This window comes from Alcaligenes ammonioxydans (genome assembly GCF_019343455.1).
Lineage (GTDB): Bacteria > Pseudomonadota > Gammaproteobacteria > Burkholderiales > Burkholderiaceae_B > Alcaligenes > Alcaligenes ammonioxydans.
On sequence record NZ_CP049362.1, the window covers coordinates 2,181,937 to 2,194,864 of the forward strand.

12 protein-coding genes are annotated in these 12,928 nt (G+C 57.3%); 3 read left to right on the forward strand and 9 right to left on the reverse strand.

All coding sequences use genetic code 11. The features are described from left to right. Position 1: 1 nt before the first annotated feature. The 8 genes from asd to FE795_RS10085 all read right to left on the reverse strand — a co-directional run bounded on the left by asd (position 2) and on the right by FE795_RS10085 (position 8,857). The gene (gene asd, locus FE795_RS10050) at positions 2-1,126 is read right to left on the reverse strand and encodes an aspartate-semialdehyde dehydrogenase (RefSeq protein WP_003799579.1); all 1,125 of its coding nucleotides are present in this window, start codon (positions 1,124-1,126) and stop codon (positions 2-4) included. A gap of 45 nt (positions 1,127-1,171) precedes the next feature. Then, positions 1,172-2,248 (reverse strand): 3-isopropylmalate dehydrogenase, encoded by a 1,077-nt coding sequence (gene leuB / locus FE795_RS10055; protein ID WP_003799578.1) that lies wholly within the window; start codon positions 2,246-2,248, stop codon positions 1,172-1,174. A 101-nt stretch (positions 2,249-2,349) separates the two neighbouring features. Further along, positions 2,350-3,000, reverse strand: a complete 651-nt coding sequence (leuD, locus tag FE795_RS10060) for a 3-isopropylmalate dehydratase small subunit (protein ID WP_003799577.1) — start codon at positions 2,998-3,000, stop codon at positions 2,350-2,352. A gap of 13 nt (positions 3,001-3,013) precedes the next feature. Further along, positions 3,014-4,417 (reverse strand): 3-isopropylmalate dehydratase large subunit, encoded by a 1,404-nt coding sequence (gene leuC / locus FE795_RS10065; protein ID WP_003799576.1) that lies wholly within the window; start codon positions 4,415-4,417, stop codon positions 3,014-3,016. A gap of 502 nt (positions 4,418-4,919) precedes the next feature. Further along, on the reverse strand, positions 4,920-5,747 hold the full coding sequence (locus tag FE795_RS10070) for a M48 family metallopeptidase (RefSeq protein ID WP_003799575.1): 828 nt from the start codon (positions 5,745-5,747) through the stop codon (positions 4,920-4,922). 65 nt (positions 5,748-5,812) lie between these two features. Beyond that, positions 5,813-6,874, reverse strand: a complete 1,062-nt coding sequence (aroC, locus tag FE795_RS10075; protein ID WP_003799574.1) for a chorismate synthase — start codon at positions 6,872-6,874, stop codon at positions 5,813-5,815. Between the two features lie 96 nt (positions 6,875-6,970). Next, entirely contained in the window at positions 6,971-8,437 is a 1,467-nt protein-coding gene (locus tag FE795_RS10080) for a protein adenylyltransferase SelO (RefSeq protein WP_219234877.1), read from the reverse strand. 9 nt (positions 8,438-8,446) lie between these two features. Beyond that, the gene (locus FE795_RS10085) at positions 8,447-8,857 is read right to left on the reverse strand and encodes a DUF2069 domain-containing protein (protein ID WP_003799572.1); all 411 of its coding nucleotides are present in this window, start codon (positions 8,855-8,857) and stop codon (positions 8,447-8,449) included. A gap of 80 nt (positions 8,858-8,937) precedes the next feature. Here FE795_RS10085 and FE795_RS10090 point away from each other — a divergent pair, with 80 nt between their 5' ends. Together FE795_RS10090 and FE795_RS10095 are read left to right on the forward strand one after the other, a co-directional pair. Continuing rightward, the gene (locus tag FE795_RS10090) at positions 8,938-10,290 is read left to right on the forward strand and encodes a YihY family inner membrane protein (protein ID WP_003799569.1); all 1,353 of its coding nucleotides are present in this window, start codon (positions 8,938-8,940) and stop codon (positions 10,288-10,290) included. Further along, positions 10,274-10,735, forward strand: coding sequence for a CBS domain-containing protein (locus FE795_RS10095; protein ID WP_003799568.1), 462 nt, complete (start codon positions 10,274-10,276; stop codon positions 10,733-10,735). The genes FE795_RS10090 and FE795_RS10095 overlap by 17 nt, the downstream gene beginning before the upstream one ends. A gap of 21 nt (positions 10,736-10,756) precedes the next feature. Here FE795_RS10095 and dusA read toward each other — a convergent pair whose 3' ends face one another. Further along, the gene (dusA, locus tag FE795_RS10100; RefSeq protein ID WP_268885611.1) at positions 10,757-11,749 is read right to left on the reverse strand and encodes a tRNA dihydrouridine(20/20a) synthase DusA; all 993 of its coding nucleotides are present in this window, start codon (positions 11,747-11,749) and stop codon (positions 10,757-10,759) included. Between the two features lie 203 nt (positions 11,750-11,952). On the opposite strand from dusA, the gene FE795_RS10105 reads away from it, so the two are divergent. After that, on the forward strand, positions 11,953-12,924 hold the full coding sequence (locus tag FE795_RS10105) for a homoserine kinase (protein WP_003799565.1): 972 nt from the start codon (positions 11,953-11,955) through the stop codon (positions 12,922-12,924). Positions 12,925-12,928: the final 4 nt, after the last annotated feature.

Consider the following 12,928-nt stretch of genomic DNA (forward strand, 5'->3'; position numbering starts at 1 on the left):
ATCAGAGCTCGCCCAGGGCAATACGCAACATGCGGCGCAATGGCTCGGCAGCACCCCACAGCAACTGGTCGCCCACCGTGAAAGCGCTCAAGTACTCGGGGCCCATGTTCAGCTTGCGCAGACGACCTACTGGAATGTCCAGCGTGCCAGTCACGGCAACCGGCGTCAGCGCTTCTATCGTGGCCTGACGCTCGTTGGGCACGACCTTGGCCCACTTGGAGCCCTCCGCCAGGATGTCCGTGATCTCGTCCAGGGGCACATCACGGGTCAGTTTGATGGTCAGTGCCTGACTGTGACAGCGCATGGCACCAATACGTACACACAGGCCGTCGATAGGAATGTGCTTGTCCTGTGCACCGCGGCCCAGGATCTTGTTGGTTTCCACGCCGCCCTTCCACTCTTCGCGCGTCATGCCGTTGCCCAGGTCGGAGTCGATCCAGGGAATCAGGCTGCCGCCCAGTGGAACACCAAAGTTTTTCTGAGGCAGATTGGGATCGCGCTGAGTCTGCAAGACACCGCGATCAATATCCAGAATGGCCGAAGCAGGATCGTCCAGCAAGCTGGCAACGGACTGGTTGATCAGGCCAAACTGTGTCAGCAGCTCACGCATGTGCTGAGCGCCACCGCCCGAGGCAGCCTGGTAGGTCATGCTGGTCATCCACTCAACCAGATTCTGGTTGAACAGCCCCCCCAGGCCCATCAACATGCAGCTGACCGTACAGTTGCCGCCAATGAACTGCTTGCCACCTTTGGCCAGCGCCGCGTCAATAACAGGACGGTTGATGGGGTCCAGCACGATCACGGAGTTTTCATCCATGCGCAGCGTGCTGGCCGCGTCAATCCACAAACCGTTCCAGCCGGCGGCACGCAGCTTGGGGTAGATCTGGCTTGTGTAATCTCCACCTTGGGCGGTCACAATAATGGGCAGCTTTTTCAAAGCGTCAATATCGTGAGCATCCTGCAATGGGCCAGCGCCATCAGCCCACGAGGGAGCTGCGCCGCCAGCATTGCTAGTCGAGAAAAACACCGGCTGAAAAAGGGAAAAATCACCTTCGTCGCGCATGCGCTGCATGAGCACGGAGCCCACCATCCCACGCCAGCCGACCAAACCTACCGCTTGAGTCATGGTAATACCACCTGGATATATAAAAAAATAAAACGATAAAAGATACTATCGCAAAGCCTTGAGCACTGCATCCCCCATCGCGCTGGTGCTCAGCAATTGACAACCGTCTTCGTAGATGTCGCCGGTACGCAGGCCCTGCTCCAGCACGCTGGCAACCGCCGCCTCAATGCGTTTGGCCTGATCTTCTGCATTGAGCGAATAGCGCAGCAACATGGCGGCAGACAAAATGGTGGCCAGGGGATTGGCTTTGTTCTGGCCGGCAATATCGGGGGCCGAGCCATGGCTGGGTTCGTACAAGCCTTGCTGGGAGGCATTCAGAGAAGCCGAGGGCAACATACCGATCGAGCCCGTAAGCATGGCGGCTTCATCCGATAGGATATCGCCAAACAGGTTGCCTGTGACAATCACGTCGAATTCTTTTGGCGCACGCACCAATTGCATGGCAGCGTTGTCCACGTACATGTGGCTCAATTCGACGTCCGGATATTCACGGGCCACATCAATCATGATGTCGCGCCAGAACTGGGATGTTTCCAGCACATTGGACTTGTCCACGCTGCACAAACGTTTCTGCCGTTTTTGTGCGGCCTGGAAACCCACGTGGGCAATACGGCGCACTTCGCTTTCGGCGTAGTGCATGGTGTCGAAACCCTGACGCTCGCCTGCGAAGTTACCCTCTTCCACGGTACGCACGCCACGCGGCTGGCCGAAGTAGATATCGCCCGTCAGTTCACGCACGATCAGGATATCCAGACCCGACACGACTTCTGGTTTCAAGGTGGAAGCGTTGGCCAGTTGCGGGTACAGGATGGCGGGACGCAGATTGGCGAACAGGCCCATCGCACGACGCAGGCCCAAAATGGCCTGTTCGGGGCGTAGGTGGCGCTCCAGCGAGTCATATTTCCAGTCACCCACGGCACCGAACAGCACGGCGTCGGAGCGTTGAGCCAGGCTCAAGGTTTCGGGTGGCAAGGGGTGACCGTGCAAATCGTAAGCGGCGCCGCCCACCGGGGCCACGGTCATCTCCAGATCCAGGCCCAGAGCGCCCAGCACACGCTGAGCCTGTTCGGTAATCTCGGGACCGATGCCGTCACCGGGCAATACTGCAATTTTATGAGTCATGATCAATGGGACGTAAAAATGAGAGAGTGGGAGGGAAAGGTTCCGGCCTGATCGCCGGAACATCCCAACAAAATCCTAGCGGGACGATCTTGCGCCTGGCATCAGGCCCCTGGCTGCCCCACCAGCCAGGGATGACGGGCCAAACGCTCGGCCTCGTACTGACGGATCATGTCCGCCTTTTGCAAAGTCAGGCCGATTTCATCCAGTCCATTCAAGAGGCTGTGCTTGCGCGAAGCATCAATGGTGAACGGCAGCTCACGACCTTCGGGCGTAATGACGCGCTGTTCAGCCAGGTCAATACGCAATTTGTAGCCAGGAAAGGCTTTGACCTCATCGAACAGACGGGCCACATCCAGCTCGTTCAATACAATGGGCAACAGCCCATTCTTGAAGCTGTTGTTAAAGAAAATATCGGCAAAGGACGGCGCGATAATGGCGCGAAAGCCATATTGCATCAGGGCCCAGGGGGCATGTTCGCGACTGGAGCCACAACCGAAATTCTTGCGGGCCAGCAGCACGGAGGCGCCCTGGTAACGGTCCTGGTTCAACACAAAATCCGGGTTCAGCGGACGGCGGGAATTGTCCATGCCAGGCTCGCCGTGGTCCAGATAACGCAGCTCATCAAACAGATTGGGGCCAAAGCCGGTGCGCTTGATGGATTTGAGGAACTGCTTGGGGATGATCAGGTCCGTATCCACGTTTTCCCGATCCAAGGGAGCGACCAGACCTTCATGAGTAGTAAATGCTTGCATGGTGTGGATTTCCTCAGTTGAACGAACGCACGTCGACAAAATGGCCCGCAATGGCGGCCGCTGCGGCCATGGCCGGGCTGACCAGATGGGTTCGTCCACCCTGCCCCTGACGTCCTTCAAAGTTACGGTTGGAGGTTGAGGCACAGCGTTCGCCCGGCTCCAGGCGGTCGGCGTTCATGGCCAAACACATGGAGCAGCCTGGTTCGCGCCACTCAAAACCGGCATTCAGAAAAATCTTGTCCAGCCCTTCCTGTTCAGCCTGACGCTTGACCAGGCCAGAGCCGGGGACGATCATGGCCTGCTTCACATTGGAAGCCACTTTGCGCCCTTTGGCCACGGCGGCTGCGGCGCGCAAATCTTCAATGCGGGCGTTGGTACAGGAGCCGATAAACACGCGATCGATACGGATATCAGTCAGGGGCATATTAGGCGTCAGGCCCATGTACTCCAGGGCACGCTCCATACCATTACGGGTGACTTCATCTTTTTCTTTATCGGGGTCCGGCACCCGGCTGTCGATGGGCAGTACCATTTCAGGCGAGGTTCCCCAGGTCAGCTGAGGGGTAATCTGACTGGCATCAATCTGAACCACGCGATCAAACTGCGCCCCTTGGTCAGTATGCAAGGTTTTCCAGTACGCAACGGCCTGATCCCACAACGCGCCTTTGGGCGAATAAGGTCGACCACGCAGGTACTCAATGGTTTGCTCATCGACGGCAACCATCCCTGAACGAGCCCCGGCCTCAATCGCCATATTGCACACGGTCATGCGTCCTTCCATGGACAGGGCACGAATGGCCGAGCCACCGAACTCAATGGCGTAGCCCGTTCCCCCGGCAGTGCCGATCTGCCCAATGACATACAGGATCAGGTCTTTGGCCGTGCAGCCAAAGGGCAGCTTACCATCCACCTGAATCAGCATGCTTTTGCTTTTTTTCATCAACAAGGTCTGGGTGGCCAGCGTATGCTCAACTTCAGAGGTGCCAATACCGAAGGCCAGAGCGCCCACGGCACCGTGCGTACTGGTGTGAGAGTCGCCACACACCACCGTCATGCCGGGCAAGGTAGCCCCCTGCTCAGGACCGACAATATGCACAATGCCCTGACGCACATCATTCATGCGAAATTCGGTAATGCCAAACTCTTCGCAGTTGGCGTCCAGGGTATCGACCTGCAAACGCGAAATGGGATCTTCAATGCCATTCTGACGCGAGGTGGTGGGGACGTTATGATCTGCCACCGCCAGATTGGCACTGACGCGCCAAGGCTTGCGTCCGGCCAGAGTCAGACCCTCGAAGGCTTGCGGGCTGGTCACTTCATGCAGCAAGTGGCGATCAATGTAGATCAAACAGGTGCCATCCGTGTCCTGATGTACGACGTGTTCGTCGAACAACTTATCGTATAAGGTTTTTGCCATTGCACTCTCGCGATTCAGTTGTGATTGCGTCCCGCAGCACACGGGGCGCACTAAAATTTGCACTTATTATGACAGGCGCAGTAACTGGGACAAGACCAATCACCATCCTAGTATTGGAACTACCACGATAGGACGCTTTCCCCGAATCCAAGGCAGACACTCAAGCCATATTCTGCTTCGCGCAGTCAACTCCCGTGATTCACAGCCAGGGCTTGGCTAAAGAGTGATAAGCACCACTCGCCTCCCCGACTAAACGCTGTCACCCTAGGCCTCATTCAGACCAAACTGGCGCTGGACAAAAGCAGCCTGGGCAAAGTGTTGGTCGAGCGGGTGTATTGACACACTTCACCAATCAAGGACGGCTCTTTCTGTCTGGACATGCATGCCACCTCGCTGGGCAACCCGGGTGTGGCGAACGCCAAGCATGGGCAAGTAAACCGCGTTCCATAAAAAAACCCAAACCGGCACCGGTTTGGGTTGTGGTCCGAACGCGGTCACCCCGTCACGGCTTGGCCGCCTGCTGATACAAGGGCATGACCCGCTCCGAGATCGCCTGCAAATCTGCAATGCGAGTTGAGGACGCCGGGTGAGTCGACAAGAACTCGGGCTGGGCTCGGCTCTGCTCCAAAGACCCCATTTTCTGCCATAGCGTCACGGCAGCCCGTGGGTCATACCCTGCACGAGCTGCCAATTCAACACCGATCAAGTCTGCCTCGGATTCATGCGTGCGACTATTGGGCAATTCGAACATCACTTCACTCAGCGTGCCGCCCAGATCATTGACCGCTTGTACCCCTGTCAGGGCGGACAAGACTGTCAGCCCCAAGGAAGTCGCCATTTTCTGGGACACCTGCTCGCGTGAGTGCTCTCGCAAAGCGTGCGCGATTTCATGACCGATCACCGCTGCCAATTCAGCGTCGCTAGGGGCGATGCGCTTGAGCAAACCACTGTAGACCGCAATCTTGCCTCCGGGCATGCACCAGGCATTGACCTCGTCCGCATTGATGACATGCACCTCCCAGTTCCAGGCAGGAGCATCGGCACGGAACGCGCCAACCTGTCCAATCAAACGTTGAGCGATCGCTTTCACCCGCTGAGTCTGGGCAGCGTCCGTATCCAGCGCCTTTTGCTGGCGTGCTTGCGACAGGACCTGCGCATAGTTCTGGGCGGCAGCCTGATTCAGCTCGGCCTCAGAGACCAGATTGGAGATGAACTGTTTGCGTTCGACCCCCACTGCCCCGCTTTGCGTGGTCTGGACCGACGCACAACCCGCGCTAGCCAGTATCAAACCGACCGCCAAGACGCGTTTTCCGTTCACAATACCTTTCATGATCAGCTCCTGCAAACCAACCTGATTAGAAAATGACGTGCCGGCCTCCGGCGCAAACCCTTACATCAGACTCCACATTGCGAGCGGTGACGCAAGCAATGATCCATCAGCACAATGGCCAGCAAAGCCTCGGCAATCGGTGTGGCACGAATACCCACGCAGGGATCATGACGACCCAGGGTTTGAACCTCGACCGCTTCTCCGGCCCGATTAATGGAGGGGCGCAGGGTACGAATGCTGGCGGTCGGCTTGATCGCCAGCGAGACGGTAATGGCCTGCCCTGAAGAAATACCACCCAGCACGCCCCCGGCCTGATTTGTCTTGAATCCATCCGGGTACAGCGCATCACCATGCTCTGAACCTTTTTGGGTGATGCAATCAAATCCGGCCCCGATGGAGACACCTTTAACCGCATTCAAGCCCATCATGGCGTGAGCAATATCAGCGTCCAGACGGTCATAAATCGGCTCTCCCCAACCGGCAGGCACCCCTTCAGCCACCACTTCAATGCGGGCCCCAATGGACTCACCTTCTTTGCGCAGCTCGTCCATATAAGCTTCCAACTGCGGCACCACATCCAGATCGGGGGCATAGAAGGGATTTTGCTCGACCATGTCCCAGCTTTTGAACGGAATGGCGATGGGACCCAGTTGGCTCATATAGCCGCGAATCTTGACGCCGACGTGTTCGGCCAGCCATTTCTTGGCAATCGCCCCCGCAGCCACAGTAGGCGCGGTCAAGCGAGCCGAAGAACGCCCCCCTCCACGCGGGTCACGGTTGTCGAACTTTTTCCAGTAGGTGTAATCGGCATGGCCGGGACGGAAAGTATCGAGCAGATTGCCGTAATCTTTGCTGCGCGCATCGGAATTGCGAATCAGCAGACTAATGGGCGTGCCGGTTGTGCGGCCTTCGTAAATGCCGGACAGAATTTCCACCTGATCAGGTTCGCGGCGTTGGGTTACATGGCGCGATGTGCCTGGACGACGGCGATCCAGCTCAAACTGAATGTCCTGTTCAGACAGCTCCAGACCCGGAGGGCAGCCATCGATCACTGCGCCAATCGCTGGACCATGGGATTCGCCGTAATTCGTGACGCGGAAGCTTTTACCTAGAGTATTGCCGGACATAAAGAAAGTGAACGCAAAGAAATGGAAAATTAAAAGTCAGGCACGATTATGGCATTGTTCCCGAATCCGGACATGCCCTGGACCGCGCCCGGTCTTTTAGGAAGAACAACTGACGGCCAGTTCCGCACTGCCTTCAGGCGGCGGCATGGCATAGGCCTCAAAACCGGCCCGCTCGGTGTAAGGATCTCGCAGCAACATCAGCAAGGCGTCAATTTCGCTGGCATCGTCCTTGGCAGCCGCCTGAATGGCCTGCTCGGCCAAGTGGTTACGCAAGACATACAAGGGATTGACGCGATTCATGGCCTCACGCTGCTCAGGCGTGTCGGAGCCGTCCAGAGTCAGACGTTGGCTATAGGCGTGCCACCAGGCCCGAGCCTGATCTTCGGAGCCATCAAACAGGCTCAGAAACGCCTCAGGGGCCTTGCTGGCTTGTGCCAGAGCACGGAAGGACAAGGTGAAATCCGCCCCGCTGTTATGCAGCAAACGCCACCAGTCATCGACCAGTTGGGCATCGTCCGCCTGCCAGGTACGCAGGCCGAACTTGGCCTGCAAGTTGGCGTGATAGCGATTCAGGAAACTGGCTTCGAACGTCTGTAAACGCTCTTTCACCACTTCCACATCCAGGCCCAGCACCATCAAGGCACTGGCCAGGCGATACAAGTTCCAATGCACAATCGCAGGCTGCGCATTCCAGGCATAACGGCCTTGATTGTCGCTGTGATTGCAGACGTGATTCACACGAAATCGGTCCATGAAGCCGTACGGGCCGTAATCAATGGTCAGGCCCAGGATGGACATATTGTCGGTATTCATGACACCGTGGCAAAAGCCGACGGTTTGCCAGTCCGCCACCATCTCGGCACTGCGGCGCGTGACCTCCTGCAAGAAGCGGCAGACGCGCTCCTGCTCCGAATCGCCGTCCTGGCGCAGTTCGGGATAGAAATCGCGCAGCACATAGTCCAGCAGCTCACGCAAGCGCTCGGCGTCGTTCGCCCAATGCTCAAATGAGCCAAACCGCACAAAACTCGGGGCGACGCGGGTGACAATCGCGCCCGTTTCCACGCTTTCACGATAGACAGGCGTATCGGAAGTGACCAGCGCCAACGCGCGACTGGTGGCAATGCCCAGACCCGCCATCGCCTCACTGGCCAGATACTCACGCACACTGGAGCGCAGCACGGCACGACCGTCACCCATACGGGAATATGGCGTTTTGCCCGCGCCTTTCAATTGCAGCTCCTGAGGGCCTTCGGGCGTATCAATCTGTCCCAGCAGATGCGCCCGGCCATCACCAAGCTGCCCTGCCCACACACCGAACTGGTGCCCGCTATAGACGGCCGATACGGTCAGCCCCCCGGGCAAGGGAGACTGGCCACTGACGACATCGAGAAACTCTGGCTCGCCCAGGCGTGACACATCCAGACCCAGTTGCGCCGCCAGCGCCTGATTGACATGGAGCAAACGGGCATTTGCCAAAGGTTGCGGCGGCACTGCCGTATGGAAAGCCGACGGCAGATCGGCAAAATGATGACTGATGGTCAGACCATCGAACGCACTGGACATACGCCCCCCTCAGGCTGATTTGGCGGCTTTGGCAGCCTCGGCTTTTTCGGCTTTGCTGCGCTGCTTGGCCGCTTTTTTGGCAGGCCAGAGATAAAAAATGGCGCAGAAATAATAGATCAGGGACAAGACAATTTCTGCCACCGCCCAGGGTAAAACTTCTGCGACCGGATCGGACCAGGCACGCATGACCCCTTCTGCGAAATACAGAAGAATCATCATGGACGTCCATTGCAGCGTATATAAATTGCCCTTGAGCACGCTGCGCAACGGCAACACCAGAGGGATGACTTTCAGCGCCAGCCAGGAGCCGCCCGGTTTCAGGGGCGCAAAATGCAGCTCCCAAGCCAGACACAAAACAATCAAGGCGACCAAGGCCAGGGCCGCCACTCGATGAAGTATGGGGTTTAAAGGTTCATGCATGCTGTTATTATCACCTGAACCCTGTCGAAAAGCAGCGTCCGCCGCATCAAACCGCTATGAAAAACGACGAGAATCCTCCTATGCCCTCTGAGCAAGCTGAACCCACAGACTTGAACCCAGACACAACAGACCCTGCTGTCGGGCAGAAGCCCCCGCCACCCACTGCCAGACACCACTTTTTGAATGTGCTGCGCTTTGCGATCAAGCGGGTGGCAGAAAAAGATCTGATGAAGGTGGCCTCCAGCCTCACCTACACCACGATTTTGGCTATTGTGCCTTTATTGACCGTGGTGCTGGCCCTGTTCACGGCGTTCCCCCTGTTTCAGGAATTTGAACATGCCCTCGAAGGGTTTCTGACGCGCAATCTGATGCCCGAGGTGGTTTCAGAGAACGTCATGCTGTATCTGAACCAGTTCGCCGCCAAGGCCTCGGGTCTGACGGCAGTAGGCAGCTTGTTTTTGATCGTCACCTCCATCATGCTCATCATGACCATTGATGAGACGTTCAACAATATTTTTCAGGTCCATGTTCAACGTCCGCTGGGCCAGCGCCTGTTGGTGTACTGGGCCATTATTTCCCTAGGCCCGATTCTGACCGGTGCCAGCTTGTGGGCAACCACCATTCTGGCGCGCGAGTCCATGGGGTATATCGGGGACTTGTCCGGTATTGTGTCTTTCGCCCTGGCCTACGTGCCCTTTTTGTTCACGGCGCTGGGGCTGACTGCACTGTTCATGTACGTACCCAACCGGCGCGTATGGTGGCGCGATGCGCTGATCGGCGGGGTCGTGACAGCGGCCCTGCTGGAGCTGATGAAAGCCGGCTTCGCCTTTTATCTGACCCGCTTTCCCACCTATACGATTATTTACGGCGCCTTTGCGATCTTGCCGATCTTCTTGCTGTGGATCTATATCTCCTGGCTGATCGTCCTGCTCGGAGCTTCCATGGTCGCCATCTTGCCCGACTGGCGAGGCCGCAACTGGGTCAAAACAAATGTGCCCGGCATCGCCTTTACCGACGCCGTCAATCTGCTCCATCAACTCTGGCTGAACCGCCAGAACCCGGAAGGCCTAAGCGTCAGAGAGCTCAGCCACACACTGGAACGAGACCCCGACGAGCTCTACAACGTTTTATGCCAGCTCAAGTCCATGGGCCTGATTGCCGATACCCAACTGAACAATGACGAGCAATGGGTATTGAGCTGCGATCTGCGGCTGGTCAGTCTGAATCAACTTATCACCGCATTTTTGCTGGACCGCGCCCATACGCACGAGGGTCCGCTAGAATATGTATTCAACTACCTTTCTCAGTTTTTCGATCAGCGACTCTCTAATCTGGAAGCACTGTTCGAGTCGCCGCAAGGCATTCTGACAGAGCAACCAGCCATACCAAACGCCGATCCCGGTCAGGAGACCCAGTATGCTAAAAGTCAGTGAAATCCTGCGTGTCAAGGGAGACACGCTTTATACAGGCACCCCCGAAATGACCGTCGAAAAAGCGGTGCAGAGCATGAGCGAGCTCGATATTGGTTCGCTGGTGATCATGGAGCACGGTCAGTTGGTGGGTATGTTGACCTTTCGCGAGATCATTCGCCACTGGCACGCCCATGGCAATAAGGCCCCAGGCTTTACCGTACGCAGCATCATGGATGACGCCCCCGTCAGCGTGACCCCCAATACCAGTGCCGACGAAGTCCAACGCCTGATGCTGAACAACCACGCACGCTACATGCCCGTCATGGATGGCCCGGTGCTGATGGGTGTGATTTCCTTCTTTGACATGGCGCGCGCCATTGTTCACGCTCAGCAGTTCGAGAACAATATGCTCAAGGCGTATATCCGCGACTGGCCGACCGATTCCGAGGCTGCCAGCGCATCCTGATCCATCCGATCCGGGCCCGTTTTACTGGCGACTCTGCAATTGCTCCCAGGCCTGCGCAAGCAGGCCTGGATCGTTTTTGGCCAGCCACGTGTGGTCCGACAAGGTACGGCGCCACTGACGTGCGCCTTTTTTGCCATGCGGCCAGCCGAGCATGCTTTTGATCACGATACGCAAGGGCACACCGACTTGAACATGATGCCGGGCGTAATCAATCATGCGCTCGACCACGGTGTTTTCGTCCATCAGGGGATGTTCGGGCCACAAACGACGATGTATCTCGCTTAACACGGCGGGCGTATGCCAGGCCGCCCGCCCCAGCATCACCCCATCGAACTGCTCTTGCAAGGCCACCGCCTGATCAGGCTCCTGGATGCCTCCGTTCAAGATAAACAAGGCCTGGGGAAAGTCTTTTTTCAATTGCAGCGCCATGTCATAGCGCAACGGTGGAATTTCCCGATTATCTTTGGGCGACAGGCCTTTCAATACCGCATTGCGGGCATGCACGGTAAAGACACGGCAGCCGGCTTCAAACAAAATCCCGACAAAGTCGCGTACAAAATCGTAGGACTCGTTGTAATCCAGACCCAGCCGGTGCTTAACGGTAACAGGCACCGATACCGCATCTTGCATCGCTTTGACGCAATCGGCCACCAGGCGCGGCTCGCTCATCAAACAGGCACCAAAAGCCCCTTTCTGGACTCGCTCCGACGGACAGCCACAATTCAGATTGATTTCGTCGTAACCCCACTTCTCACCGGCCAGGGCGCTGGTGACCAGGGCGTCCCGGTCACTGCCACCCAATTGCAGGGCAACTGGATGCTCCGCCTGATCAAAGTCCAGATGGCGCACCTGATCGCCATGAGTCAAGGCGCCGGTCGTGATCATCTCCGTAAACAGCAAAGCGCGTGGCGCTAACAGACGATGAAAAAAGCGGCTGTGGCGATCGGTCACGTCAATCATGGGCGCCACACTCAAACGCCACATCTGGCTGTCCGGCATCACAAAATTAGTCATAAGCAAGGGAACAGATGGCCTGACTTCAGGCCTGATACGAAGAAGAAACGTTCATTTTAATGGTTTCAGACCCGCACAGGATGAAGATAAAGCGCCGTAAATTGTCGCAAGACTCCAAAAAGGCGGCGCACTGGTCTAAAATCGGCCGTTTGACATACTTGCGCGCCCGATAGTGCGCCAACAACCGGACCCTCACTGAAAGCATGGCTGTTTTTACTTCTGTCAGCGAACTTGACGCCCGCGAACTGCTGGAACACTACACAATTGGCGAGTTTGTTTCCTTACGCGGCATTACCGCCGGCATTGAAAACACCAATTACTTTCTGAGCACCACCCAGGGTGAGTATGTTCTGACCTTGTTTGAAGTTCTGACCCAGGAACAACTGCCTTTTTACATCGAACTCATGCACCACCTGGCCGCCAAAGGTGTGCCGGTGCCCCAGCCCATGACCCGCCGCGACGGCAAACGCATTTGCGTCATGCACGGCAAGCCCTGTTCGATCGTCACGCGCCTGCGGGGAGGCTACGAGCCCGAGCCCACCGTTGAGCACTGTCGCCAGATCGCCCGCACCCAGGCCCAGGCCCACCTGGCGGCTCAGGATTTCCCGCTGGAGCAACCCAATCTGCGGGGGCTGAGCTGGTGGAAAACCACCGTGCCGCAGGTGCTGCCTTTTCTGGACGACAGCCAGGCTGAGCTGATCCTGGCCGTCCTGCAGGAGCAGGCTGAATTTGCCGACAGCGACACCTACCGCTCCTTGCCCAAGGGGCCGGCCCACTGCGATCTGTTTCGCGACAATGTATTGTTTGCGGGTACATCGGACGCTCCACAAATGGGTGGCATCATCGACTTTTACTTTGCCGGCTGCGATACCTGGTTGTTTGATGTGGCCGTCGCTGTCAATGACTGGTGTATCGATCGGCTCAGCGGAGCCCTGAATCAGGAAAAGACCCAGGCCTGGCTGCAGGCCTACGCGCAGGTGCGTCCTTTTACCGAAGCTGAGCATGCCGCCTGGCCTATACTGATCCAGGCTGCCGCACTGCGCTTCTGGATCTCGCGCCTGTACGACTTTTATCTGCCCCGCCCCGCTCAAACCCTCAAGCCGCACGATCCACGGCACTTTGAGCGCGTACTGCGCCAGCGTCGCGAACAGGCTGTGCCGACGCTTCCTCGATAAACAC

Bases quoted from the DNA above. Each gene is read 5' to 3' on its own strand.
- leuB (WP_003799578.1), bottom strand. From the start codon at position 2,248: ATGACTCATAAAATTGCAGTATTGCCCGGTGACGGCATCGGTCCCGAG.
- FE795_RS10085 (WP_003799572.1), bottom strand. From the start codon at position 8,857: ATGCATGAACCTTTAAACCCCATACTTCATCGAGTGGCGGCCCTGGCC.
- FE795_RS10090 (WP_003799569.1), top strand. From the start codon at position 8,938: ATGCCCTCTGAGCAAGCTGAACCCACAGACTTGAACCCAGACACAACA.
- FE795_RS10070 (WP_003799575.1), bottom strand. From the start codon at position 5,747: ATGAAAGGTATTGTGAACGGAAAACGCGTCTTGGCGGTCGGTTTGATA.
- FE795_RS10105 (WP_003799565.1), top strand. From the start codon at position 11,953: ATGGCTGTTTTTACTTCTGTCAGCGAACTTGACGCCCGCGAACTGCTG.
- asd (WP_003799579.1), bottom strand. From the start codon at position 1,126: ATGACTCAAGCGGTAGGTTTGGTCGGCTGGCGTGGGATGGTGGGCTCC.
- aroC (WP_003799574.1), bottom strand. From the start codon at position 6,874: ATGTCCGGCAATACTCTAGGTAAAAGCTTCCGCGTCACGAATTACGGC.
- FE795_RS10095 (WP_003799568.1), top strand. From the start codon at position 10,274: ATGCTAAAAGTCAGTGAAATCCTGCGTGTCAAGGGAGACACGCTTTAT.
- leuC (WP_003799576.1), bottom strand. From the start codon at position 4,417: ATGGCAAAAACCTTATACGATAAGTTGTTCGACGAACACGTCGTACAT.
- leuD (WP_003799577.1), bottom strand. From the start codon at position 3,000: ATGCAAGCATTTACTACTCATGAAGGTCTGGTCGCTCCCTTGGATCGG.
- dusA (WP_268885611.1), bottom strand. From the start codon at position 11,749: ATGACTAATTTTGTGATGCCGGACAGCCAGATGTGGCGTTTGAGTGTG.
- FE795_RS10080 (WP_219234877.1), bottom strand. From the start codon at position 8,437: ATGTCCAGTGCGTTCGATGGTCTGACCATCAGTCATCATTTTGCCGAT.